The following is a 25,931-nucleotide window of genomic DNA, read 5'->3' as shown; positions in this document are numbered from 1 at the left end:
TAACCATGGCGTGGAACGCTGGGCCAGAAATTCTTCAACATTGTGGCACTTACTAACGTCACATCGGCGAGATAGTTGCTCTGCAGAATTTCGCTATCCCCCTCAGGTCAGCAGCCTGACAGCGAGATCGGGCAACCGCCCCGCATCGGCAAGGAGGCGGAAGTCCTGCCCGGCAAGGCCGACGCGCGCGAGCCAGTCGTCGAATTCGGGGGCCCGCTTCAGGCCGAACAGGTCGCGGACATAGAGCGCATCGTGAAACGATGTCGACTGATAGTTCAGCATGACGTCATCCGCGCCCGGCACGCCCATGATGAAGTTCACGCCGGCCGCCGCAAGCAGCGTCAGGAGATTGTCCATATCGTCCTGGTCCGCCTCGGCGTGGTTGGTATAGCAGACGTCGATCCCGAGCGGCAGGCCGAGCAGCTTGCCGCAGAAGTGGTCCTCGAGCCCGGCGCGGATGATTTCCTTGCCGTCATAGAGGTACTCAGGACCGATGAAGCCGACCACGCTGTTGACGAGCAGCGGATCGAACGCGCGCGCCACCGCATAGGCCCGCGCCTCGCACGTCTGCTGATCGACCTGGTGATGGGCATTGGCCGACAGCGCCGAACCCTGCCCGGTCTCGAAATACATCACACTGTCACCGACCGTGCCGCGGCGCAGCGACAGCCCCGCTTCCCGGGCCTCCCGCAGCAGCGAGAGGTCGACGCCGAAACTGCGATTGGCCGCCTCGGTGCCGGCGATCGACTGGAACACGAGATCGACCGGCAGCCCCTGCCCGATCAGTCCGAGCGTGGTCGTGACATGGGTCAGCACGCATCCCTGCGTCGGAAGCTCGAGCCGCGTGATGATGTCGTCCAACAGCCGCAGCAGGGTGCCGATGACCTTCGGATCGTCGCTCGCCGGATTGATGCCGATGCAGGCATCGCCCGCTCCCAGCAGCAGCCCGTCGAGAATCGAGGCGGTGATGCCCTTGGGATCGTCGAAAGGATGGTTCGGCTGCAGCCGCGTACTCATTCGCCCGCGCAAACCGATGGTGTTGCGGAAGCGGGTCGTCACCTCGCATTTCTTCGCGACCAGGATCAGATCCTGGTTGCGCATCAGCTTCGACACCGCCGCAACCATCTCTGGCGTGATGCCGCGCGAGATCTTCTTGATCGCTTCCCCGCTAGCGGCATCCGACAGCAGCCAGTCGCGGAATCCGCCGACGGTGAGCGACGACACCGGCAGAAAGCCGGCAACGTCGTGGCTGTCGAGGATCAGGCGGGTGACTTCGTCATCCTCATAGGGGATGACAGGCTCATCGAGGAATTGCTTGAGCGGAACGTTGGCCAGCGCAAGCCGTGCGGCGATCATCTCCTCCGCGCTGTCGGCCGCGATGCCGGCCAGGCGGTCGCCTGAACGCGGCGGCGAGGCCTTGGCAAGCAGGATGCGCAGATCGTCGAATGCATAATTGGTGGCGTCGATGGTGTGACGATAGAGCATGGGAGGTTCGTCGCGGGCTGGGGCAGCACAACCTAGCACCTCTTTGCGAAAGGCGTGCCAGCGGTTTCGCCCCGCGTGCCGGCGCCGTTGGCGGTGACGGCGGCGTATCATCGGCGCGGCCGCAAGCCGCGGGGACCCGGCAGACTCAAAGCTACCGATAAGGCATTGGGATTATTTACAGATTTTAACGGTTGCGGCTGCACAAAACTCGCGCGTTAAGAAATTGTCCATGAAAATTTTGCATAAGCTTTAATCGGCCGAAGGTACTCCCCGGCCTCTTGGAGTGCCCCGCAATGCCCGCCCCCGTCACATACCCCATCTCCATGTCCCGGCCTCCAATGGCATCCCGATTCTCGCTTGCTGCCAGGCTGTACTCGACGTTTGCGCTGATTGCGGCGCTGACCGCGGCCATCACCTTCCTGTCCGAATACAATGCGCGGCGCAATGCCGAGCTGACCGAGGCCGTCGACCTCGCAAGCCGTGCCGCGCTCAATGTCGAGCGGGTCAATTCACTGGTCTATGCCGTGGTGATGGAATCCCGCGGCATCTACATGTCGACCGATCCGGCGGCCGTTAAGAAATACGGCGACGGGCTGCTGGCGTTCAACGAACGCATTCTCGGCGTGGTAAAAAACTGGGAAACCCTGGTGCAGGCCGACGACGCCGCCCAGTTCGCGGTGTTCAAGAAGCGCATCGAGCAGTTCATCGATTTCCGCAAGGAGCTGGTACGCCGCGGCATCGAGATCGGCGCCGCAGCCGGGCGGGAGTGGGGCGACAACGACGCCAATCGCGACGTGCGCACCGCGCTGAACAAGGATCTCGAGGCGCTCTCCAAGGTCTATGCCGAGCGCAGCAAGAAACTGGCGCGGGAGACCGACACCAACCGCACGATGGCGCTGGTGCTGACCGGCCTCGGCGCCGCGGCCTTGATTGTGGTGGTACTCGGCGTGCTGATCATCGCCCGCTCGGTGGCCCGGCCACTGTCGCAGATCACCACGACGATCAAGCGCGTCGCCGAGGGCACCGACCATGTCGAAGTACCGCATGTCGGGCGCGGCGACGAGATCGGTGCACTGGCACGCGCCATAAAGGTCTTCCAGGAGGCGATGGACCGCAATCGCAGCCTCAACGCGCAGGTCGTACAGGAGTCCGCGGCGCGCGACGCGCGCGGCCGGCATATCGAGACCTTCGTCGAAGCGTTCCGTGGCACGATCGGCGAGGTGCTCCGCGCGGTGCACGACAACGCCGCGACGATGCGTCAAACCGCGCAGACCATCGCAACCGTCGCGTCGGACGCCAGCGGCCGCGCGGTGGCGGCGGCAGGCGCCACCGAACAGGCTTCGAGCAACGTCTCCGCGGTGGCAGGCGCGGCCGAAGAACTCTCCGCCTCGGTCGAGGAGATCGGCCGCCAGGTCAAGCAGTCGTCCGGCGCAGTCGATCAGGCCGGTGCGCGCACCGACCGCTCGATCAACGAGATCGAGGGCCTTGCCGCCACCACCCAGCGCATCGACGGGGTGCTGAGCCTGATCCAGGCGATCGCCGAGCAGACCAACCTGCTCGCCCTCAACGCCACCATCGAAGCCGCCCGCGCCGGCGATGCCGGCCGTGGCTTCGCCGTCGTCGCGCACGAGGTCAAGGCGCTGGCCGGCCAGACCGCGAAGGCAACCGCCGAGATCAGCGAGAATGTGGGCCTGATCCAGGCCTCGACCCGCAACTCGGTAGCCGCTGTGCGCGAGATCGGTCAGGCGGTGCGCGAGATCAGCAACGTCACCGCGAACATCGCGAGCGCGATCGGCCAGCAGGACGCGGCGACGCGCGAAATCTCCGCCAATGCCCAGATGGCCGCCCAGGGCAACGAGACCCTGGTCACCAATGTCGGCTCGCTCCGCGATGACATGGACCAGACCAGCAAGGCGGCGGAATCGGTGCTCGCGGCCTCGAACGATCTGACCACAACCGCCGAGACGCTGTCGCGCGAGGTCGAGCAGTTCTTCCGCAACCTGCGCAGCGACGCGGCCGACGGCCTGCAGCGGACCGGAACCTGAGCGGCGATGTGGCGGGACCCTGCGACAGGGCCCCGGCAATCCGGATGGTTAAGACTCTCCCAACGCACGGATACAAATTGCCTCCGCTTCGGGTCGCATTTCTCAATTTGATGCCTCCATAGAAAAGCGTCGCTGCGCGAGGGCGCGGGGAAGTGGAAGCGAGCAATGAACGGGCTTTTGCCAAAGCCGAAGGCAGTGCCGACCAAACGGCTCCTTACACTCGGGATCGGCCTCGTTCTCTGCTTTTCGGCGATCTGCGCATCCATTCTCTGGGAGATGGCGGGCAAGGACTATCGGCATGCGAAGGAAGGCGCGACCAACCTCGTCGCCTCAATCGCCAGCGAGATCGACCGCAACATCGACCTCTACGACCTCTCGCTCCAGGCGGTCGCCGACGGCGTCAAGCTGCAGGAGCTCGGCAAGATCAGCCCGGAGCTTCGCCAGGTCGTGCTGTTCGACCGCGCCGCCACAGCCAAGGATCTCGGCTCGATCCTCGTGCTGAATGCGGCGGGGGACGTCACGCTCGATTCCAGGACGTTGACGCCACGGGTCGCAAATTTCGCCGATCGAGACTTCTTCCGGGCACATCAGACGCGAGCGGACAGCGGCCTGTTCATCAGTGCTCCGTGGATTACTCCTGATGGCGAATATCTGATCAGCCTCAGCCGCCGCATCAACAATGACGACGGCTCCTTTGCCGGCGTGGTCGCGGGCAGCATGCGGCTCAGCTATTTCCACAATCTGTTTCGCAAGCTGAACTTCGGCTTCGGCGACAGCATGGCGCTGTTCAACAGCGATGGCGTCATACTGATGCGCGCCCCGTTCGACATCAGCAAGATCGGCCAAAGCATCAAGGACTCTCTGGTCTTCAAGCAGTTTCCGGCACGGCAATCTGGCTCCTACATCACGAAATCGATCGTCGATCATGTCAGCCGGCTCTATGTTTTCCAGGCGGTCGGATATAATCGCCTGCTCATCGCCGAGGGTCTTGCGCTCGACGGCATCTATGCCGACTGGTGGCAGCAGCTCTGGCTGATCGGCAGCGTGGTGGCAGCGCTCTGCGGCTTCTCGATCGTCCTGATGTTCTACCTGGTGGCCGCTCTCAAACGGCGGGCCGCCGCGGAAGATCGGCTCGCGCACCTCGCGAGCACGGATGCACTGACCGGGCTCGCCAACCGTCGCCGCCTCGACGATACCCTTGACGTCGAATGGCGCCGTGGCATGCGCGCAAAGGCGCCGGTCTCGCTTTTGATGATCGACGTCGATCATTTCAAGATCTACAACGACACGTACGGGCATCAGGCCGGCGACGCCGTGCTCACCACCGTGGGACGGTGCATCGCAGGCAGCGCCAAGCGTGCAACTGATCTCGGCGCCCGCTATGGCGGCGAGGAGTTTTCGGTGTTGCTGCCGGGCATCGGCAAGGCGGGCGCCCTGGAAATTGCCGAACGGATTCGCGCCAAGCTGACGGCTGCGCGGGAATCCCAGCCTGAGTTGCCGACCGTCAGCATCGGATTGTCCTGCCTCGTCCCGGACCACGAGCGCACATCGCGCGATCTGCTCAAGGCCGCGGACCTTGCACTCTATCAAGCCAAGCGTGAAGGCCGCGACCGCGTCATCGTCAGCCCGATCGGGTGGGACAAATCGGGCAAGCGGCACGTCGCCTGATCGCGATTGCATTGGCGCGGTCGAGCGCGCCGCGCGCCCATCCCGTCTCACTCCACCGGCAACACGTCGACCGCAACGGCGAGCTTTTGCTTGCGCGCGCCGACGATGACGCCATCGACCGGCGAGACGTCGGCAAAGTCGCGGCCGATGGCGAGAATGATGTGGTCGCTTCCGACCATCAGATCGTTGGTCGGGTCGAACCCGACCCAGCCGAGCGCGCTCCCGCACCAGACCGAGACCCAGGCATGGGTGGCGTCCGCGCCCTGCAGCCGCGGCTGGCCCGGCGGCGGAATGGTGCGCAAATAGCCGCTGACATAGGCCGCAGGCAGGCCGAGGCCGCGCAGCCCCGCGATCATCACATGGGCAAAGTCCTGGCACACGCCATGGCGCTTCTCGAACACGTCGCGAAGCGGCGTCGAGATCACGGTCGCCTTGGGATCGTATTTGAAGTCGTTGCGGATGCGGCGCATCAGGTCGGCCGCCCCGGTGAGGATGCCGCTACCGGGCACGAAGCTCGCGGAAGCGTAGGCCGTCACGGGCCGTAGCACCGGCACCAGTGCGCTGGCAAAGACGTAGCCGACCGGCGAGGCCGCATCGAGGCTCAACGCTTCGAACGCATTGTCACGCACGTCTTCCCAGGGCGGACTGGCGGCGGCGCGCGCCGGCGGCTGCCGCGACACCGAGACCCGCGAGCGGGCATCGATGCGCAGACTGCGATGCGCGGTCTCGATCAGGACGCTTTCAGTGAGCGTGCCGAAGAAGTCGCGCCTTGCGGTGCGTTCCGCGGGCCTCGGACGGATCTCGACCGAATGCGATATCAACTGCTGCCCGTCCCCGCTACCCGGCTCCAGCCGCAGCGAGCAGCGCGCGAAGCTGACCTGGGTCTCGTAGCTGTAGGTCGTGACGTGACGGATGTCGTAGATCACGCCAGCCCCGTGAGCTTCTCCGGCCGGCTGGCATTCGGTCCGTGCGGGAAATAATGCAGCCCGATCGCGTCGGCGAGGTTGAGCAGATCCTGCTCCAGCGCGAACAGCGTCTTGACGTCGAGGCTCGAGGCTTCAGCCGTTGTGAGCATTGCCTCCACCGCGACGGCAAGGCGCTGCGGCCGCTCGATCAGGCCGTGCTCCTTCAGGCTCGGCAGCGCGGCAATATGCTCGTTCAGCGCCGCGACCTGGAATGCGACCGAGCGCGGATTGTAGGGGTCGAGCACCGCCAGATCGCGCACCGGTGCGAGCAGCGGCTGCACCAGATAGCGCGAGCGATAAGTGATCTGGCAGTCCACCAGCGTGAGCAGAACGTCGAGGTCCTCGTCACCGGCTTCGTCATAAGCGAACTGACGGGCAAAGCGCGTGGTATTGACGGCGCGCTCGGCGCGGCGGCCCATCTCGAGGAAACGCCAGCCGGCGGCGCGGTTCATGTTTTCCTGCGCGAGGCCGGCGAAGCTTGCGAGCTCCTGCAAGGTCAGTTCGGCGGCGCTGACGACGCCGTCATCGTCATGAACCTCGATGGCGAGCCGATCAGCCATCTCGGTGATGACCTGCCAGGCGTCCGGCGACAGCCGCTCGCGGAGCGAGGTCGCGGTGCGCTGCGCGGATCGCACCAGCGACAGCGCCGAGCCGAATTTCTCCTCGCTCTGCAGCGCTTCGAGCGCGACCTTGGCGAGATTGGCGCGCGCGGTCTGCGAGGCCGCGCCCCAGGCGACCAGCATGCGCTGGATGCGCTCGGCCGAATGCATCGCCGGCGCCGAGCCGTTCGAATTCGCGCGCGCAGGATCGCGCAGCGGCGTGCACAGCGCGCGGATCAGCCGGATGGTAGCCTCGGCGCGCTCCAGATAGCGGCCGAGCCAGAACAGATTGTCGGCGGCGCGGCTCGGCAGCACGCCGGCGATGCGGCGGATGCGGACGGTGTCGACCGCCGGCAGCAGGGTCGAGGTCTCAACCGCCTTGTCGGAGACCACCCAGACGTCGGCGGACACCGCGCCATCGCCCATCGACACCGCGCGCGCATCGGCCCGATCGGCAATCCGGCAGAAGCCGCCGGGCAGCACAGTCCAGCCGCTCGGCGTCGCCGCCGCGAACACCCGCAACACGAACGGACGCGGCGCGATGCGGCCGTTCTCCCATACCGGCGTGGTCGACAGCCGCACGAGCTCCTGACCGACATAATCGATGCCGCGATGACTGATGGCATCCTTCAGGCGGTCGCGGTCCGCGGCCGACAATTCGCCCGGGAGCACCGGTCCGTTGCCGGGAAAATCCGCAACGCCGCGGCCATAGGCGCCTTCGATCGCGAACTCGTCGAGCCGCGACAGCACTTCTTCGCGGGCGGATTTCTGGCCGCACCACCAGGTCGCGATGTGCGGCATCATCAGGTCTTCAGAGAGCAGGCGCCGACACAGATTGGGCAGGAAGCCGAGCAGCGCCCTCGCCTCCATCACGCCGGAGCCAGGCATGTTGGCGACCACGACGCCGCCCTTGCGCAGAACCTCGACAAGCCCGGGCACGCCGAGATAGGAGGACGCGTCAAGCTCGAGCGGATCGAGCATGTTGGAATCGACCCGGCGCAGCAGCACGTCGAGCCGCTTCAGCCCGGCGACGGTGCGGATGTGGACGCGGTCGCCGGAGACCGCAAGATCGTCGCCCTCGACCAGCAGGAAACCGAGATAGCGCGCCAGCGTGGCGTGCTCGAAGTAGGTCTCGCTGAACGCGCCGGGCGTCAGCAGGCCGATCCGCGGCTCGTCGCGATCGGCGCTGGCGCGCAGCGAATCGCGGAACCCCTCGAAGAACGGCGCGACGCGCTCGACATTCATCGACTTGTAGAGATTGGAAAAGGCGCGTGACAGCACCAGGCGGTTTTCCAGCGCATAGCCCGCGCCCGACGGTGCCTGCGTCCGATCGCCGAGCACCCACCAGCGGCCGTCGGGCCCGCGGCCGATGTCGGCGGCATAGAGATGCAGATAGCGGCCCCCCGGCGGCTTGATGCCGCTGACCGCGCGCAGATACTCGCTGCTGCCGGCGATCGCAGCGGCAGGGATGGCTCCGTCGGCAACGAGGCGGCCTTCGCCGTAGAGATCGGCCAGCACCATCTCCAGAAGCTGCGCGCGCTGCGCGACACCGGCGGCGAGCTGGCGCCAGTCCGCCGCGTCGATGATCAGCGGCAGATGGCTGAGCGGCCAGATCCGGTCGGAAGTGTCGCCCGGCGCGCGATAGGTGACGCCAGCCTCATGCAGATGGCGATCGGCGGAGGCGAAGCGGCGCTCGATATCGGCCGGCGACAGCGCGGCAAAGGCGTCGAAGAAGCGGGCCCAGACCGGCCGCGGCGCGCCGTTGTCTGCAATATACTCGTCGGGAATGCCGGGCAGCCGGACATAGTCGCGGGTCCACTGCGCCATCCGGCGCTGACCGGGACGGGCCCTGCTCTCCTGACTGCTGCCTTGACTATTGCCTTGGCCACCCGATGCGGTCATTCCACTTCCCCTTGACACAATTAGTGCAGGAGCGGCGTCCGCAAGTCGAGGGTCAAGGGAAACTCAATTGTGCGTTCCTCCGGCGGCGTCTCGATCTTGCCGGGGGTATGGCCGTGCTCCTGGAAGCGCGCCAGCCGCCGCGCCTCGGCCTCGTAGGAATTGACCGGCTTGGTCTCGTAGTTGCGGCCGCCGGGATGGGCGACATGATAGACGCAGCCGCCGAGCGAGCGGCCGTTCCAGGTGTCGATCAGGTCAAACGTCAGCGGCGCATGCACGGGAATGGTCGGATGCAGGCCGGAGGCCGGCTGCCAGGCCTTGAAACGAACACCGGCGACCGCCTCGCCGGCACGGCCGGTCTCGGTCATCGGCATCCGTCTGCCGTTGCAGGTGATGACATGGCGCCCCTCGACGAATCCGGTCGCCTTCACCTGCAGACGCTCGACCGACGAATCGACGTAGCGCACGGTGCCGCCCGAGGTGCCCTCCTCGCCCAGCACATGCCAGGGCTCGAGCGCCTGCCGCAGTTCGAGACCGACGCCGCCGTGATGAACGCGGCCGAAGGCGGGGAAGCGGAATTCGAGCTGTGCCTGGTACCATTCCGGCTCGACATCGTAGCCGGATTGCTTCAGCTCGGCGAGCACGCCCAAGAAATCCTCCCAGAGGAAATGCGGCAGCATGAAGCGGTCATGCAGCGCGGTGCCCCAGCGCACGAACCGGCCCTGCTGCGGCTCACGCCACAGCTTTGCGATCAGCGCGCGGATCAACAATTGCTGCGCCAGCGACATCCGCGGGTCGGGCGGCATTTCGAGCGCGCGGAATTCGACCAGGCCGAGCCGGCCGGTCGGGCCGTCGGGCGAATAGAGCTTGTCGATGCAGATCTCGGCGCGGTGGGTGTTGCCGGTGATGTCGACCAGGATATGCCGGAACAGGCGATCGACCAGCCACAGCGGCGCATCCATGCCCGGCGGCGGCACGTGCGAGAGCGCAATCTCCAGCTCATAGAGCCCGTCATGCCGCGCCTCGTCGATGCGCGGCGCCTGGCTGGTCGGGCCGATGAACATGCCGGAAAACAGATAGGACAGCGACGGATGACGCTGCCAGTACAGCACGAGGCTCTTCAACAAGTCGGGCCGGCGCAGGAAAGGTGAATCCTCCGGTTTGCTGCCGCCGACCACGATGTGGTTGCCGCCGCCGGTGCCGGTGTGGCGGCCGTCGATCAGGAAACGGTTGGCCCCTAACCGCGTCTTGGCGGAGTCTTCATAGAGGCCGAGCGTGATGTCGACGGCCTCGCGCCAGCTCTGTGCCGGCTGCACATTGATCTCGATCACGCCGGGATCCGGCGTCACCTTGATCACCTCGATGCGCGAATCGAACGGCGGCGGGTAACCTTCGACATGAACTTGTAGCTGCAGCTCCTCGGCGGCGGCTTCGATCGCTGCGATCAGGTCGAGATAATCCTCGGCCCTCTCGACCGGCGGCATGAAGGCGCACAGCACGCCGTCGCGAACCTCGATCGACATCGCGGTGCGCACCGGCAGCGGTTCGGGAATCTCCCTCAAGGCCTGCTGCAGCTCGTCGGAAAGCGCAGCGCGCGGCGCCATCGGATCGCGTTCGACGACGTAGGGATAATCGTCCGGTGGCACATATTCGAGCGAGGCGATCGGAAGCCGCAAGCCCAGCGGCGAGTCACCGGGCGACAGGAACAGATGGCTACGCCGGATCTTCCAGCGCTCGCTGCGCCAGCGTGCCGGCACACGATCGCCGAGCGGGCTCCAGCGCTGGATCGGCAGCACGTAACCTTTCGGCGTGGTCAGCCCCTCATCGAACACCCGCGCCATCCGGGCGCGCTCTTCCGGATCGGTCAGCTTGGAATTCGCCGGGCTGACATTGGCCGGCAGGCCGGCCTCACGCTGCAGCCAGAAGGCGGGGTCTTCATAAGCCGGCATGGCATAGTCGGCGCCGAGACCAAGCTTGGTTGCTGTTACTTCGACGAAACGCTGGGCCTCCGCGATCTCGGCCTTCCGCGAGTTCTCGATGCCGGCGATCAGCTCGGCATTCTTCCAGATCGGCTTGCCGTCCTTGCGCCAGTAGAGACCGAACGCCCAGCGCGGCAGGCTCTCGCCGGGATACCATTTGCCCTGACCGTAATGCAGCAGGCCGCCGGGCGCGAACCGCGTGCGCAGCTTGCGGATCAATTCGTCGGCCAGCGCGCGCTTGGTCGGGCCGACCGCGGCGACATTCCACTCCGGCGATTCCAGATCGTCGACCGAAACGAAGGTCGGCTCGCCGCCCATGGTCAGGCGCACATCGTCTTTCCCCAGGTCGGCATCGACCTGCTCGCCGAGCCGGTCGAGCCGCGCCCAGGATTCATCGGAGAATGGTTTGGTGATGCGCGGCGCCTCGCCGATGCGCTTGACGCTCATCTCGAAGCCGAACTCGACATTGGCAACGCCCGCGGTGCCGGTCACCGGCGCGGCCGAGCGATAGTGCGGCGTGGCACAGACCGGGATGTGGCCCTCGCCCGTCAGCATGCCGGAGGTGACGTCGAAACCGATCCAGCCCGCGCCCGGCAGATAGACCTCGGCCCAGGCGTGCAGGTCGGTGAAATCGCTCTCGACCTCGCGCGGTCCCTCGAGCGGATCGATGTCGGGCCGCAGCTGAATGAGATATCCGGAGACGAAGCGCGCGGCGAGCCCGAGGTGGCGCAGCGTCTGGATCAAGAGCCACGCCGAGTCACGGCAGGAGCCGGAGCCCGCGGCCAGCGTCTCCTCCGGCGTCTGGATGCCGGCCTCCATGCGGATCACGTAGCCGATCTTCTTTTGCAGCTGCGCGTTCAGCTCGACCAGGAAGTTGACGGTGCTGTCGGCCTGGCGCGGAATCTCCTTCAGGTAAGCCGCGAGCAACGGCTCGGGCTCATCGGTCTCGAGATAGGGCGCGAGTTCGGTCTTGAGATCGCCGGGATATTCGAACGGAAAGCTGTTGGCAAAGGGCTCGACGAAGAAGTCGAACGGATTGACCACCGTCATGTCAGCGGTGAAATCGACCTCGACCTTGAGCTCGGTGGTCTTCTCCGGAAAGACGTAGCGCGCCAGCCAGTTGCCCTGCGGGTCCTGCTGCCAGTTCACGAAGTGATTGGCGGGCGAGACCTTGAGCGAGTAGCTTGTGATCGGCGTGCGCGTATGCGGCGCGGGCCGAAGCCGAATGGTCTGAGGCCCGAGATCGATCGGCCGGTCGTATTTGTAGTGCGTGACGTGATGCAGTGCGACTGATATCGACACGGACCGAGGGCTCCAGCAGCTTTTTTGAGCAGAACACTGCTGCCGGTCGACATCAAGCACTAACAACGGGCACGGGGTGCCCAAGGTAAGGGCGTGATCCGTAGCCCGGATGGAGCGAAGCGAAATCCGAGGTCTTCATCCGCAGGAAGAGTCCCGGATTGCGCGGAGCCCGTCATCGGGCGCGCATTCGCGCGACCCGTTGGCTTCATCCGGGCTACGCGATAGCTAGCGGCCGATCGCGCCGGATACCTGCGACGCGAGTTGCTCGGCGAGCATGTGATAGCCGTCGGGGGTCAAATGCACACCATCGGGCTGATGGGGGAGTCCACCCAGCATCCCGTTAGGGAGCATGATCACCGCGATGCCGCGGGCGCTGAGGCGACTTTGAATATCCGCTGTCCGGTCTGGGCTGCCCTTGCGTCGATCATTGCCGCCTGGCTGCAAAATAACCGCACGGGTCCCGTTCGGGACGGCGCGGTCCAGGCGTTGCAGCATCCCTTCCGTGGTATCGCCGTTGATGCCGGCGTTCACGACACGGACGTTCAATCCTTTCGCCCGCAAGATCGCTTCGAGCTGCGCGGGATAGGCCTGGTTGCGCGCCACGCCCTTGCCGTAGGTATTGCTCGCGCCAAGAGCGACTATGGTTGCGGCGTCAGCCGAACCGACGCCGAGGCTCAAAGCGGCGAGAAATGCGATGCATCCAACAATTCCCAACCGACGCGCACGCATGCTTCCTCCGCCCCATCCGTAGCTCCGGATGGAGGGGCAGCGTAGTCCGGGAAGCTGCATTCGCCAACGTACTTCCTCGTCGTCCCTGCGAAAGCAGGGACCCATACCGCGTGATCCTATTGATGAAAGAAGGTGGCGGATGCCTTGCACACACTACGGCCGGTGGTTATGGGTCCCTGCTCCGTGCGCAATAGCGCACTCGGCAGGGACGACGGCGGAGTGAAGGGCTAGATCGTGGCTCTAAACTACATCGTCGCGCCGAGCACCCACGGCGCGAATTCGGCGCCGCCGAAGTCAAAGCTCTCGCTCTTGGTCGGCTGGCCCGAGGCGATCTTGAGGATGAGGTCGAAGATGCGCTGGCCGCATTCCTGCACGCTCTCCTCGCCGTCGAGGATGGTGCCGCAATTGACGTCCATGTCGTCTTCCATCCGCTTGTACATCGGCGTGTTGGTGGCGAGCTTGATCGACGGCGCGGGCTTGCAGCCGAACACGCTGCCGCGGCCAGTGGTGAAGCACACGAGGTTGGCGCCGCCCGCGACCTGCCCGGTCGCCGCGACCGGATCGTAGCCGGGCGTGTCCATGAACACAAAGCCCTTCTTGGTGACGGGCTCGGCGTAGTTGAGGACGTCGACGAGATTGGTGCTGCCGGCCTTGGCCATCGCGCCGAGCGACTTCTCCAGGATGGTGGTGAGACCTCCGGCCTTGTTGCCGGGGCTCGGATTGGCGTTCATCTCAGCGCCCTCACGCTGGGTGTACTCCTCCCACCAGCGCATCAGGCCGACCAGCTTCTCACCGACCTCGCGGCTGACGGCGCGGCGAGTCAACAGATGCTCGGCGCCATAGGTCTCGGGCGTCTCCGAGAGGATCACGGTGCCGCCGTGGCGGACCAGCAAATCGCTCGCCGCGCCGAGCGCCGGATTGGCCGACACGCCGGAGTAACCATCCGAGCCGCCGCATTGCAGCGCCACGGTGAGTTCGCTCGCCGGCACCGCCTCGCGCTTGACCTTGTTGCCATCGGCAAGCGCCTCCTTCACGAAGGCAACGCCGGCTTCCACCGTCTTGCGGGTACCGCCGACCTCCTGGATGTCCATCGCGCGCAGACGGCCGGCGAGCTTCTGCTCCTGAATCAGGCCGCCGATCTGGTTCACCTCGCAGCCGAGGCCGAGCACGATGACGTTGGAGAAATTGACGTGCCGCGCATAGCCGCCGAGCGTGCGGCGCAGCAGCGCCAAGGGCTCGTCCTGGGTCATGCCGCAGCCGGTCTTGTGGGTCAGCGCGACGACGCCGTCGACATTCGGGTAATCGGCGAGCGGATTGTCGCCGGTGAACGGATTCTTCTTGAACATGTCGGCCACGATGCCGGCGACATGGGCGCTGCAATTCACCGAGGTGAGGATGCCGATATAGTTGCGGGTCGCGACGCGGCCGTCGGCGCGGCGGATGCCTTCGAAGGTCGCCGGCAGATCGAAGTTCGGCACCGGCTTGACGTCGACGCCGTAGGCATAATCCTTGGCGAAATCGCCCATGCCGCAGTTCTGGGTATGCACGTGCTGGCCGGGCGCGATCGCCTGGGTCGCGAAGCCGATGATCTGACCGTAGCGCCGGATCGGCTCACCTTGCGCGATCGGCTTGATCGCAACCTTGTGGCCCGCGGGGATCCGATCCACGGTGGTGACGCCATCGGCGACCTCAAGCCCCGGCGGCAAGCTCGCGCGCGCGATCAGGACGCTGTCGTCGGCGTGCAGGCGGATCACTTGTGCCGTGGCCATGGGAGTTCTCCTAGGTGTCTTCTTCACCTCTCACCGTCCTTTACGGGGAGAGGTCGGATCGCGTCAGCGATCCGGGTGAGGGGCGAGGCACGATGTCACTTACAACGATGGTGCTCGCCGGATAGAGGCCCCTCACCCCAACCCTCTCCCCGCATCCGCCTTCGCCCGAAGGCGGGCTTCGGTGGACAAGAGAGCGGGGCGAGGGAGCAGAGCTAACATCGCGGACAGAGCTTACGCCTTGCCGCCGGACTTCTCGCGGGTCGCATTGACCTGCATCTTGGCGTAGACCTGCATCAGGCCGACTTCGTTCGACAGCGTCACGAGCTTGAAGCCCATGTTGATTGCGCGCACCGCGCCCTCGGCGCCCGAGCAGTGGATGCCTGGATTGAGGCCGCGCTTGCCGCACTCCTTGATGATCTTCTCGTAGATCTTGAGGATCTCCGGCTCGTCGCGATCGAGCTTCGGCACCAGGCCGTAGGAGAAGCCGAGATCGGACGGGCCGATATACACGCCGTCGATGCCTTCGACATCGAGGATCGCTTCCATGTTCTCGACCGCGGTCTTGGTCTCCATCATCGGCAGCAGCACGATCTCGTCGTTGGCGGTCTGCTGATAGGTGCCGGCCGAGCCGTACATGCCGGCGCGGATCGGGCCGTTGGAGCGCACGCCCTTCGGCGGATATTTGGCGTAGGAGACGAGGTTCTTGGCTTCCTGCGGCGTGTTGACCATCGGGCAGATCACGCCATAGGCGCCGCCGTCCAGCACCTTGCCGATGATGCCGGGCTCATTCCAGGGCACGCGGACCATCGGCGTCACCGGATGGGCGTGCATCGACTGGAAGCATTGCACCATCGACTGATAATCCTGCACACCATGCTGCATGTCGACGGTGACGCTGTCGAAGCCGCATTGCGCGATCACCTCGGCTGAAAACCCGGAGGGAATCGCAAGCCACGCGTTCACCACCGCCTTGCCGGATGCCCAGACTTGCTTGACCTTGTTTGCCATTGATCGCGTTTCCCTTTGCGGTTTATTGGGGGACGAGCCTTCAGCTGGTCGCCCGCTGGATAGAAACTTCGCTGACGCCGACTTCGCGCGCGGTATTCACTATCGCCGCCCAGGTGTCGTCAGGCAAGGGGATGCCGTTCCTGGTGCGATCGGCACGGGTTTTTCGCTCCGGATCACCTGGAACCAGCACGGAATCCGTGCCCGCGATCGGCTTGGTGGCGCGGATGAAATCGGTGTAGCGGGTGATTTCGCCGTCGAAGAAATTGCTGGTGTCGATCACCTTGGGGTCGATGTAGAACGCCATCATGCCGTTGGCGAAGCGCCGGTCTGACGACGTCGCGCCGGTGCCGGTCAACGCGCCACCGAGCAGTTCGCAGATGAAGGCAAGACCCGAGCCCTTGTGATCGCCGAAGGCGCGGATCGCGCCGGTTCCCTTGGTGTGGTCGCGCGGTCCGTCCGGCGTGTACGGACCATACAGCACGTGCGGATCCTCGCTCAGCGTGCCGTCGGCATCGACGAGCGCGCCGGTCGGCAGCTTCTTGCCGCCGCGGCTTGCGACCAGGCACTTGCCCTCGGCGACAACCGAGGTCGCAAAATCGAGCACAATCGGATCCTGGCCCTGACGTGGAATGCCGACGCAATACGGCGCAGTGGACAGGCGCTTCTCGACGCCGCCGTAAGGCGCAACCAGCAGCGAGCCGGCCGCGGTCACGAAATGAATTGAAACAAGGCCTTCGGCGGCGGCCATCTCGGCCCAGTCGCCGACGCGGCCGAGATGACCGGAGTTGCGCAGCGCGACCGCGGCGAGCCCCGCCTTCTTGCACTTCTCGATGCCGAGCTTGACCGCAACCGGCGTGACGGTCTGGCCATAGCCGAACTTGCCGTCGACCACCGCGAGCGACGGCGTGTCGACCACCACCTCCGCAGTCTGGTTCGGCACGATCGAGCCCATCTTCTTCCACCTGACATAGACGGGCACGCGGATCACGCCGTGGCTGTCATGCCCGGTGAGGTTCGCTGTCGTCAGATAGGTCGCGATGCGCTTCGCCTCTTCCGGAGAGGACTCCGAATGGGAAAACACCTCGGACACGAAGTTGATGAGGTTATCGACCTTGATGGTGACCATGAAAAACCAGCTCGCTCAGTAAAGCACAGGACGTTGTCAGGCGTGGGTCTTGGCGTGGCCGCCGAGATAGGCCGCGGCGATGGCTTCATTGCCCCACAATTCGTCGGGCTTGCCGCCCAACACGATCCGCCCCGTTTCCAGGACGAAGCCGTGATCGGCGACCGAGAGTCCCATGCGCGCATTTTGCTCGACGAGCAAGACCGTGGTGTCCTTCCTGATCTGCGAAATGATGCGGAACACCGCCTGCACGATGACAGGCGCCAGCCCGAGCGACGGTTCGTCGAGCAGCAACAGCCGCGGCTTGGCCATCAGGCCGCGCGCCACCGCGACCATCTGCAGCTGGCCGCCCGACAGCGTCCAACCGAGCGCGTTGGAAAAGGCGCGGATGTCCGGAAACAGGTCGAACATCGCGTCGGCCTCGCGCGAGATCTGCGACGCCGACACCTTCCGGTTCGACGCGCCGAGCATGATGTTCTCTTTCACGGTGAGGCCCGGAAACACGCGGCGGCCTTCCGGCACATGCGAGATGCCGAGCCGGACGATCGCTTCCGGCCCGAGGCCCGCGATCGAGTGGCCGTCGAACATAATGTCGCCGGAGGCGGGCTTGGCGAGGCCTGAGATCGCGCGCAACGTGGTCGACTTGCCGGCGCCGTTGGCGCCGAGCAGCGTGACCACCTGGCCCTGCTCCACGGCGATGGTGACGCCGCGCAGCGCCTCGATCTCGCCGTAGCGGACCACGAGATTGCGGATTTCGAGCAGCGGCATCATTCGCTCCCGAGATAGGCGGAGACGACGTCGGGATGGCGCAGCACCGCCATGGACTCGCCATCCGCGATGCGGCGTCCGAAGTTCAGCACGGTGATGTGCTGGGCGGCTTCCGAGACCAGCGTCATGTCGTGATCGATGATCAGGATCGTGAGGCCCTGGGCTGCGATGCGCTTGAGCAGCTCATGCAGCTCGAGCTTCTCGGTCGAGTTGAGGCCGGCCGCCGGCTCGTCGAGCAGCAGCAGCGTCGGGTTCGACGCCAGCGCCCGCGCGATCTCGATCAGGCGCTGGTGGCCGTAAGAGAAGCTCGAGATCAATTCGTTGGCGCGGTTGCCGAGCCCGACGAAGGTCAGCGCCTCCATCGCGCGCTCGGTCAGCGCGTCCTCGCCCTTCCCGATCATGGTGTTGCCGGGCCGTTCGGCGCCGATCTCGACATTCTCCAGCGCGGTCATCGAACGGAACAGGCGGATGTTCTGGAAGGTGCGTCCGAGGCCCGCCGCCGTGCGCTGATGCGGCGCCATATTGGTGATGTCGGTGCCGTCGAGCACGATCCTGCCCGCGGTCGCCTTGTAGAGACCGGACAGCACGTTCAGCGTCGTGGTCTTGCCGGAGCCGTTGGGCCCGATCAGCGCGTGCACGCCGCCGCGCTTCACCGCGATATCGACGCCGTCCACCGCCTTGAGGCCGCCGAAATGCTTCGAGAGCCCGGTCACTTCGAGCACGATGTCGCCGCCTGACGTCGCCGGCTTGAGCTGCAAGGCCGCCGCGGCCGGCGGCGCCTTGGTGTGCGCACGCCAGCGCGTGAATGCGTCCGACACAAAACCCCAGATACCGTCGGGCATGAAGCGGATGATCAGGATCACGAACAGGCCATAGATCGCCAGATAAAGTCCGGGCACGCTCTTGAGGAAGCGCAGCCATTCCGGGATCAGGATCAAGAGGCCCGTACCGATCACCGAGCCGATCGGCGAGGCCACGCCGCCGAGCAGCGACATGGTCAGGAACACGATCGATTCCGCGAACGAGAACTGATCCGGGCTGACATAGGCGAAGCCGCCGGCGAACAGACCGCCGGCCAGACCGCCGAGCAACGCGCAGAGCCCGAAGGCGTAGATCTTGGTGCGGAACACGTCGATGCCGTTGACGCCCGCCGCAAGCTCGTTGTCGCGCACCGCGCGCATGGCGCGGCCGAGCTTGGTGTCCGGCAGATGCCAGACCAGATAGCCGACGATCGCGAGCATCGCGACGCAGAAGGCCAGATAGCTCTGCGAGGACTGGAACAGCTCCGGCCGGCGAATATTGGCAACGCCGTCCGGCCCGTGGGTCACGCCGATGGCGTTGATCATCACCAGCGTCACGATCTGCTGGAACGAGATCGTCACCATCGCAAGGTAGTGCCCGCCCAATCTGAGCGTCGACATGCCGAGGAACGCGCCGGCGATCAGCGTGATCGCGCAGGCGCCAACCAGGCAGAGCCAGAAGTTCAGATGCAGATCCGCGGTCCCGAGCCCGACCGCATAGGCGCCGAAGCCGAAGAACGCGGCCTGCGCGAGGTTGATCTGGCCGCACAGGCCGAGCACGACCGACAGCCCGAACACCGCGATCGAGAAGGTCGTGGCCTGCAGCAGGATGTTGAGGATGTAACCGTCGAACCGCATGCCGGCGGCGAGCGCCACCAGCACCGCGGCGCCGATGAAGTACGGCAGATGGCGGATGATCAACGGCTTCGAGCGCACGGCCGGCGCGGGGATCATGTTGTCGGTGGCGCTCATGCTTTCTCCGCGACACGTTCGCCGAAGATGCCCTGCGGCCGGAACACCAGGAAAGCGATCAGCACCAGGAAGGCAAAGCCGTCCTTGTATGGCACCGAGATGTAGGCTGCACCGAACGTCTCGATGACGCCGAGCGCGAGGCCGCCGACGATGGCGCCGGCGACGTCACCGAAGCCGCCGATGATGGTCGCGGCAAACGCCTTCAGCGCAATCGTCGAGCCCATCTGGATCGAGACGAACAGCACCGGCGCCACCAGGATGCCGGCGAGACCGCCGAGCACGGCCGAATAGATGAAGGTGATCATGATCATGGTGGAAACGGAAATGCCGAGCAGCGAGGCCATTTCCTTGTCCTGCGAGGTCGCCTGCAGCTTCTTGCCGAGCAGCGTCTTCTCGAAGAACCAGAAATTGAACAGCACCAAGAGGATCGTGACGCCGATGATCAGAAGATACTGGCTGTCGAGATAGACCGGGCCGAGCTGAATGCCGGGCGTATCGAACCAGCCCTGCAGCACCTGCGGCTGCGGGCCATAGATCGCAAGCACCGAATTCGACAGCAGGATCGAGGCACCAATGGTGGCGATGATCACGGGCAGATAGGTGCGATTGCGCAGTGGATAGTAGACGCCGAGATTGAAGATGACGCCGAACAACGCCATGCCGGCGAGCGCGATCAGGAACGACAGCCAGTAAGGCCAGCCGAGATCGACCGAGAACACCACCATCAGATAGGCGGCCACCATCGAGAACTCGCCTTGCGCGAAGTTCACTACGTTGGTGGCACGGAAGATCAGCACGAAACCGAGCGCGACCAGCGCGTAGACCGCGCCAATGCCGATTCCGGTAAAGAGCAGTTGGAGGACGAGATCCATGACGAGCGCTCGATCTGAGAATTGTGTCGCGAACGAACGGCCTCTCCGAGGCGACCCGGAGAGGCCGAACCGCTATCAATCGTTGAAGTCGATATGCTTGTCGTAGACGATCTTGCCCTTGTCGTTCTTCACGACATTGTAGCCGTGCAGACCGTCGCCGTTCTTGTCGAAATTGTACTCGCCCTCGGCGCCGGCGAACTTCTGCGTCGCAAGGATGGCGTCGCGGATCTTGTTCGGATCGGTCGAGCCGGCCTTGTTGATCGCCGCCGACAGGATGGTGATCGCATCGTACGGCCAGGCGCTCTGGTTGTCGGGCGCGGTCTTGTAGGCATCGCGATAGGCCTTGCCGAACGCCTTCGCGGCATCGCTCGAATCCTCGGCGAAGTCGGCGACACCGTAGGTGTTGAACAGCGCGGGGCCGGCGAGCTTGGTCGAGGAGACCGCCACCACCGAGGGCGAGCCGACCCAGGGGATATTGACGCCGAGCTGGCGCAGCTGGCGGGCGAAGATGCCGAGATCGTTCTCGAAGGTGAAGTAGGTGCCGAGCACGTCAGCGCCGGACTGCTTCACGGCCAGCACGACCGGGGTGAAGTCCTGACTCTGGTTGGCATAGCCTTGGTCAAGCACCGGCGGCGCGCCAAGCTTGGTCAGCGCTTCGGACAGCGCCTTGCCCCCTGCGGTACCGAAGGCGTCGGTGGAATGCACGATCGCCCATTTCTTCTTGCCGAGCGTGTTGACGCCGAAGTCGGCGATCACGCGGCCGGAATAATTGTCGTTCGGACGGAAGCGGAACAGCCAGGGATTGCCGGAATGGGTGAGATCGGGATTGGTGCCGCCGATCATCACAGGCTTGCCGACCTTGATTACGTCGGGCGCCATCGCCTGCACCTGGGTCGAACGGATCGAGCCGAGGAATGCAACGATGTCGGATTGCGCGGCGAGCTTGGAGAATGCCAGCACGATGCCCGGATTGGTGGTCTGATCATCCTCGATGACGAGCTCGACCTGCTTGCCGAGCACGCCGCCGGCCTTGTTAACCGCGGCCAGCGCCAGCTTGGCGCCGTTCTGGGCCCACAGCCCCTGCTCCGCGGCGGGTCCGGTCACCGGCACGCACATGCCGATCTTGATCGTCGCACCCTGCGCCCAAGCGCTGCGCATCAGCGCCGGTGCAGCGAGACCTGCCGCCAAACCGGCGGAAAACTCACGTCTCGTCAGTTTCATTCCATCCTCCCTGTGATGCGCCGAGCTTGCTGTCGGCTGCGTTGAGACGAGCGGACGCGTCGATCTGTCGGCCCATCCGCAGCCATCAAACGGCGCGACGAGCAAACGTGAGCGCCGCTGCAGTGCACAAGACGTACAACGGCGACCATCAATCTGGCGTTTGATCCAGCTAAACATGATTGCACATTGCACGCAATAGTCAAAAGTTCGCTGGCAGAGGTGCGTAAATGCCTGCTACGAGCGACCATGACGCGATCACGTGATAGTGTGGCCAGCGGGCAGCCATTCCATGTCGATTCCACGAGCGAAATCGCAAACCAGACGAAAACAGCCGGCTTACGCGCTGATCAAGAGCGCATTGGCAAAGCACATCCGGGCCGGCGACGTTCCACCCGGAACGGTCCTCTCCGAATCGGCGATCGCGACCTTGTTCGGCTCCAGCCGCTCTCCGGTGCGGCAGGCTTTCGAACAGCTCGAGCATATCGGTCTGGTGCGCCGGTTCGATGGTCGCGGCGTCATCGCCGGCAAGCGCAAGGTCGACCCTCGGCGCGTCCCGATCACACCGGAAATGTTCGGGCTGACCGACGGCCCCGTCGACGCCGTGCGCAGCGACGCCTGGGATACGCTCTACTACAAGCTCGAACGTGAGATCATTTACCGGTCGCTGTTCGGACGCTTCCGCGTCAGCGAGCTCGCATTGGCGCGGCATTTCCGGGTGGGGCGCACGGTGGCGCGCAACCTGCTGCTGCGTGCGCAGGCGATCGGCATCCTCGAGAAGGGCGCCAAGGCGCACTGGTACGTGGTGCCGTTGGACGAGGATCGCCTCCGCGACATCTTCGAGGTGCGCGCAACGCTCGAGCCGCTGCTCCTCAAATCCGCGACGGCGACGATTCCTGCCGCCCTGCTCGACCGGATGGCGGAGCGGCTGCGCGAGGGGATCCAGCACCGCGACCGCGTCGGCGTCGGCGAACTCGATGAGATCGAAGGCGACCTCCATATCCGCTGCCTGGGCTACGGCGCCAATCGCGAGATGATCGAAGCGCTCAAGCGCACCCATTGTGCGTTCGTGATCGGCAAGCACATCCAGGTCGCCCTGACCGCGCCGCAGATCGATTCCTTCATGGACGAGCATCTGGTGATCATCGAGGCTTTGCGCGCGCGGGACGGCGACGCGGCGGCAGCCATCTTGCGCCGCCATATCGAATGGTCCCACTCGAAGGTTGCGGGCTGGATTGCCGAATTCCGCGCCATCAACGTGATTTCGCGCGTGCCCTACATGGCCTGAGGGCGAATGCCGCGCATGATCGCAGCTACTCGTCAGCCTCGACTTCGGCGTCATCGGACGAGCCCATTCCGGCCAGGCTCGCTTCGAGCGCGCCCAGCATCTCCTGCAATTCGGCAAGCTTGCGCGCCCCGAAGCGCCGGGTGATCTCGGCATAGATCACCTCCGACGTCGGCGCCACCGCCTCGATCAGCTTCAACCCTTTGGCGGAGATCGAGACCACCGCGCGCCGCGCGTCGTTCTCCGCCGCCTTGCGCTCGATCAACGCGCGGCCCTCGAGATCGCGAAGGATTCGCGATAGGCTCGGGCCGAGCAGAAACGCCATGCGCGCTAGTTCGGTGACCTCGATCTCGTCGACCGCGGTGAGCGCGCGCAGGATCCGCCATTGCTGCTCGGTCAGCCCGTGATTGCGCAGCGACGGACGGAATTGCCGCATCACCGCCTCGCGGCCGCGAAGCAGCGACATCGGCAGCGAGCGCGAAAACTCGCGCATCGGGGTCCGTCGCGCCGCCGCGTCGTCGCCCTGCCCGGGCTGAATGTCGTTCGAATTTTTGCGCGCCATTACCTAATCCTGCGCAACAAATTTTTGCGTCGCAGCATGCCCTGATTCAGTTTGCGGGAATTCACTTAACATGTTAATCATCTCCCGGCATCCACTTTTGTGTAGCACGCATGGCCCTCTCCAAGGACGATATCCGCGGTGCAGCCGAACGGCTCGACGGCGCGGAAAAGACCCGCAAGCAAATCCGCCAGCTCTCGCTGGAATACCCCCGCATCACCCTCGATGACGCCTACGCGATTCAGAAGGCCTGGGTCGAGATGAAGGTGGCGCAGGGCCGCGTCGTCAAGGGCCACAAGATCGGCCTGACCTCGAAGGCGATGCAGAGCGCGCTCCATATCGACGAGCCCGATTCTGGAATCCTGCTCGACGACATGTTCTTCGCCGATGGCGGCCTGGTGCCGACCGACCGCTTCATCGCCACCCGCGTCGAGGCCGAGCTCGCCTTCGTGATGAAGCATCGCCTGGCCGGGCCGAACTGCACACTGTTCGATGTGCTCAACGCCACCGATTTCGTGGTACCGGCGCTGGAGATCTTGGATACCAGGGTCGAGCGCGTCGATCCCGAGACCGAGACGACGCGCAAGATCTTCGACACCATCGCCGACAACGCCGCCAATGCCGGTATCGTGCTCGGCGGCCGGCCGATCCGCCCGCTGGACGCCGACCTGCGCTGGATCGGCGCGTTGTGCTTCCGAAATGGCCAGCTCGAGGAAACCGGTCTGGCCGCCGGCGTGTTGAATCATCCGGCGACCGCGGTGGCGTGGCTCGCCAACAAGATCGCACCGAACGGGCTGGCGCTGGAAGCCGGCCACGTCGTGCTGGCGGGCTCCTTCATCCGTCCGATCGAGACCCGCAAGGGCGACACCATCCAGGCCGACTACGGACCGTACGGTTCCGTGAGCTGCTACTTCGCCTGACGCCTTCAGCAGGAGCGCTGCATGCCGCATTTCACCCTTGAATACTCCGCCAATCTCGACGATCTCGTCGACATGGGCGCGACGGTCGAACTGGTCCGCAAGGCGGCGGTCGAGACCGGCATCTTCCCGCTCGGCGGCATCCGCGTCCGTGCCGTCAGATGCGAGCACTACGCGATCGCCGACGGCCGCAAGAATTACGGCTTCCTCGACATGGTGCTCCGGCTCGGCGAAGGCCGCGATCTCGCCACCCGCAAGAAGGCCGGCGAGCACATCTTCAAGGCGCTGTCGGCCCATCTCGATCCGGTCTTCGCCAACAGCAAATTCGCGTTGTCGTTCGACATGCAGATCAACGACAAGGAAACCAGCTGGAAGCGCAACAACATCCACGATGCACTGAAGGTGGAGACGGTCAATGGATAAAGCCGCCCCGAAATCGTCAGCCGACGTGTTCCAGGCCAACCGCGATCGCGCCGGCCCGCTGCTCGCAAGTTTGAAAGCCGAAGGCATCGGTCATGTGATCGACGGCAAGATCGTCCCGGCGGCCTCCGGCCAGACTTTTGAGACGAAATCACCGATCGACGGCACGGTGCTGGCGACCGTCGCACGCGGCAATGCAGAAGACATCGACCGTGCCGCGACCGCGGCGTCCAAGGCCTTCAAGGCCTGGCGCGACATGCCGGCGGCGCAGCGCCGCAAGCTGCTGCATCGCGTCGCCGATGCGATCGAGGCGCGCGCCGACGACATCGCCGTGCTCGAATGCATCGACACCGGCCAGGCGCACCGCTTCATGGCCAAAGCCGCGATCCGCGCCGCGGAGAATTTCCGCTTCTTCGCCGACAAATGCGGCGAGGCCCGCGACGGCCTCAACACGCCGTCGGACGAGCACTGGAACATCTCGACCCGCGTGCCGATCGGCCCGGTCGGCGTGATCACGCCGTGGAATACGCCGTTCATGCTCTCGACCTGGAAGATCGCGCCGGCGCTCGCCGCCGGCTGCACCGTGGTGCATAAACCGGCGGAATGGTCGCCGGTCACCGCCGATCTGCTGGTCAAACTCGCAAAACAGGCCGGCATCCCCGACGGCGTGCTCAACACCGTGCATGGTTTCGGCGAGGAGGCCGGCAAGGCGCTGACCGAGCACCCCGCCATCAAGGCGATCGGCTTCGTCGGCGAAAGCGCGACGGGCTCGGCGATCATGGCGCAGGGCGCGCCGACCCTGAAGCGGGTGCATTTCGAGCTCGGCGGCAAGAACCCGGTGATCGTATTCGACGATGCCGACCTCGACCGCGCGCTCGATGCCGTCGTGTTCATGATCTACTCGCTCAATGGCGAGCGCTGCACGTCGTCGAGCCGGCTGCTGGTTCAGGAGAGCGTCGCCGGCAAGTTCATCGAGAAGCTGACCGCGCGCGTCAAGGCGCTCAAGGTCGGCCACCCCCTCGATCCCGTCACCGAGATCGGGCCGCTGATCCATGAGCGGCATCTCGCCAAGGTGTGCAGCTATTTCGACGTCGCAAAGAAGGACGGCGCGACGATCGCGGTCGGCGGCCAGCCGCATGACGGCCCCGGCGGCGGCCACTATGTGCAGCCGACGCTGGTCACCGGCGCGAACTCGGCAATGCGCGTCGCGCAGGAGGAGGTGTTCGGCCCGTTCCTGACCGTGATCCCGTTCAAGGACGAGCGAGAGGCGATCGAGATCGCCAATGGCGTGCAATACGGCCTGACCGGCTATGTCTGGACCGGCGACATGGGCCGCGCGCTGCGCGTGGCGGATGCGCTGGAAGCCGGCATGATCTGGCTTAACTCGGAAAACGTCCGCCATCTGCCGACTCCGTTCGGCGGCATGAAGTCGTCAGGCATCGGCCGCGACGGCGGCGACTACTCGTTCGACTTCTACATGGAAACCAAGCACGTCTCGCTCGCGCGCGGGACGCACAAGATTCAGAAACTGGGAATTTGATTGCACGTC

The 25,931-nt window shown here is 65.1% G+C and carries 19 protein-coding genes; 6 read left to right on the top strand and 13 right to left on the bottom strand.

Annotation, left to right across the window (positions count from 1 at the left end; translation table 11 throughout):
- Nucleotides 1-102 precede the first annotated feature (102 nt).
- On the bottom strand, nucleotides 103-1,485 hold the full coding sequence (locus ACVWY5_RS10350) for an ethanolamine ammonia-lyase subunit EutB (protein ID WP_028331727.1): 1,383 nt from the start codon (nucleotides 1,483-1,485) through the stop codon (nucleotides 103-105).
- 338 nt (nucleotides 1,486-1,823) lie between these two features.
- On the opposite strand from ACVWY5_RS10350, the gene ACVWY5_RS10345 reads away from it, so the two are divergent.
- Both ACVWY5_RS10345 and ACVWY5_RS10340 read left to right on the top strand, forming a co-directional pair.
- Entirely contained in the window at nucleotides 1,824-3,530 is a 1,707-nt protein-coding gene (locus ACVWY5_RS10345; protein ID WP_028331728.1) for a methyl-accepting chemotaxis protein, read from the top strand.
- A gap of 165 nt (nucleotides 3,531-3,695) precedes the next feature.
- Nucleotides 3,696-5,198, top strand: coding sequence for a sensor domain-containing diguanylate cyclase (locus tag ACVWY5_RS10340; RefSeq protein ID WP_028331729.1), 1,503 nt, complete (start codon nucleotides 3,696-3,698; stop codon nucleotides 5,196-5,198).
- Between the two features lie 47 nt (nucleotides 5,199-5,245).
- Here the strand turns inward: ACVWY5_RS10340 and ACVWY5_RS10335 are convergent, their stop codons facing one another.
- The 11 genes from ACVWY5_RS10335 to ACVWY5_RS10285 form a co-directional block, all read right to left on the bottom strand.
- Entirely contained in the window at nucleotides 5,246-6,124 is an 879-nt protein-coding gene (locus ACVWY5_RS10335; protein WP_028331730.1) for a transglutaminase-like domain-containing protein, read from the bottom strand.
- Nucleotides 6,121-8,664 carry a circularly permuted type 2 ATP-grasp protein gene (locus ACVWY5_RS10330; RefSeq protein WP_028331731.1) on the bottom strand — a complete coding sequence of 848 codons (2,544 nt, stop codon included), beginning with the start codon at nucleotides 8,662-8,664 and terminating at the stop codon, nucleotides 6,121-6,123. The genes ACVWY5_RS10335 and ACVWY5_RS10330 overlap by 4 nt, the downstream gene beginning before the upstream one ends.
- A gap of 20 nt (nucleotides 8,665-8,684) precedes the next feature.
- Nucleotides 8,685-11,942 carry a transglutaminase family protein gene (locus tag ACVWY5_RS10325; protein ID WP_028331732.1) on the bottom strand — a complete coding sequence of 1,086 codons (3,258 nt, stop codon included), beginning with the start codon at nucleotides 11,940-11,942 and terminating at the stop codon, nucleotides 8,685-8,687.
- Between the two features lie 225 nt (nucleotides 11,943-12,167).
- Nucleotides 12,168-12,671: a GDSL-type esterase/lipase family protein gene (locus tag ACVWY5_RS10320; RefSeq protein ID WP_028331733.1), complete on the bottom strand. Its 504-nt coding sequence runs from the start codon at nucleotides 12,669-12,671 to the stop codon at nucleotides 12,168-12,170.
- Between the two features lie 245 nt (nucleotides 12,672-12,916).
- Nucleotides 12,917-14,440, bottom strand: a complete 1,524-nt coding sequence (locus ACVWY5_RS10315; RefSeq protein ID WP_028331734.1) for an altronate dehydratase family protein — start codon at nucleotides 14,438-14,440, stop codon at nucleotides 12,917-12,919.
- 231 nt (nucleotides 14,441-14,671) lie between these two features.
- Entirely contained in the window at nucleotides 14,672-15,448 is a 777-nt protein-coding gene (locus ACVWY5_RS10310) for an HpcH/HpaI aldolase family protein (RefSeq protein WP_018270573.1), read from the bottom strand.
- 40 nt (nucleotides 15,449-15,488) lie between these two features.
- A complete protein-coding gene (locus ACVWY5_RS10305; RefSeq protein ID WP_028331735.1) occupies nucleotides 15,489-16,574 on the bottom strand; it encodes a malate/lactate/ureidoglycolate dehydrogenase in 1,086 nt (361 codons plus the stop codon).
- A gap of 36 nt (nucleotides 16,575-16,610) precedes the next feature.
- Nucleotides 16,611-17,339, bottom strand: a complete 729-nt coding sequence (locus ACVWY5_RS10300; RefSeq protein WP_026192494.1) for an ABC transporter ATP-binding protein — start codon at nucleotides 17,337-17,339, stop codon at nucleotides 16,611-16,613.
- Entirely contained in the window at nucleotides 17,339-19,111 is a 1,773-nt protein-coding gene (locus ACVWY5_RS10295) for a branched-chain amino acid ABC transporter ATP-binding protein/permease (RefSeq protein WP_028331736.1), read from the bottom strand. The genes ACVWY5_RS10300 and ACVWY5_RS10295 overlap by 1 nt, the downstream gene beginning before the upstream one ends.
- The gene (locus ACVWY5_RS10290; protein WP_016841141.1) at nucleotides 19,108-19,983 is read right to left on the bottom strand and encodes a branched-chain amino acid ABC transporter permease; all 876 of its coding nucleotides are present in this window, start codon (nucleotides 19,981-19,983) and stop codon (nucleotides 19,108-19,110) included. Before ACVWY5_RS10290 ends, ACVWY5_RS10295 begins: the two co-directional genes overlap by 4 nt.
- A 75-nt stretch (nucleotides 19,984-20,058) precedes the next feature.
- The gene (locus ACVWY5_RS10285; RefSeq protein ID WP_028331737.1) at nucleotides 20,059-21,204 is read right to left on the bottom strand and encodes an ABC transporter substrate-binding protein; all 1,146 of its coding nucleotides are present in this window, start codon (nucleotides 21,202-21,204) and stop codon (nucleotides 20,059-20,061) included.
- A gap of 289 nt (nucleotides 21,205-21,493) precedes the next feature.
- Here ACVWY5_RS10285 and ACVWY5_RS10280 point away from each other — a divergent pair, with 289 nt between their 5' ends.
- Nucleotides 21,494-22,489 (top strand): GntR family transcriptional regulator, encoded by a 996-nt coding sequence (locus ACVWY5_RS10280; RefSeq protein WP_028331738.1) that lies wholly within the window; start codon nucleotides 21,494-21,496, stop codon nucleotides 22,487-22,489.
- A 25-nt stretch (nucleotides 22,490-22,514) separates the two neighbouring features.
- Here ACVWY5_RS10280 and hpaR read toward each other — a convergent pair whose 3' ends face one another.
- Complete coding sequence (hpaR, locus tag ACVWY5_RS10275) at nucleotides 22,515-23,048, bottom strand: homoprotocatechuate degradation operon regulator HpaR (RefSeq protein WP_051375982.1); 534 nt, start codon at nucleotides 23,046-23,048, stop codon at nucleotides 22,515-22,517.
- A 110-nt stretch (nucleotides 23,049-23,158) separates the two neighbouring features.
- Here hpaR and hpaH point away from each other — a divergent pair, with 110 nt between their 5' ends.
- From hpaH to hpaE, 3 genes are read left to right on the top strand one after another with little or no spacing between them, the layout of a single operon-like run.
- Nucleotides 23,159-23,965 carry a 2-oxo-hept-4-ene-1,7-dioate hydratase gene (gene hpaH, locus ACVWY5_RS10270; protein ID WP_028331740.1) on the top strand — a complete coding sequence of 269 codons (807 nt, stop codon included), beginning with the start codon at nucleotides 23,159-23,161 and terminating at the stop codon, nucleotides 23,963-23,965.
- Nucleotides 23,966-23,986: 21 nt separating this feature from the next.
- The gene (locus ACVWY5_RS10265; protein WP_028331741.1) at nucleotides 23,987-24,385 is read left to right on the top strand and encodes a 5-carboxymethyl-2-hydroxymuconate Delta-isomerase; all 399 of its coding nucleotides are present in this window, start codon (nucleotides 23,987-23,989) and stop codon (nucleotides 24,383-24,385) included.
- The gene (hpaE, locus tag ACVWY5_RS10260; RefSeq protein WP_028331742.1) at nucleotides 24,378-25,922 is read left to right on the top strand and encodes a 5-carboxymethyl-2-hydroxymuconate semialdehyde dehydrogenase; all 1,545 of its coding nucleotides are present in this window, start codon (nucleotides 24,378-24,380) and stop codon (nucleotides 25,920-25,922) included. The genes ACVWY5_RS10265 and hpaE overlap by 8 nt, the downstream gene beginning before the upstream one ends.
- The last annotated feature ends 9 nt before the right edge of the window (nucleotides 25,923-25,931 follow it).

The organism is Bradyrhizobium sp. USDA 3256, from assembly GCF_054058275.1.
The sequence above is the reverse complement of the archived record's forward strand: the minus strand, read 5'-3'. Positions and strand labels throughout refer to the sequence as shown.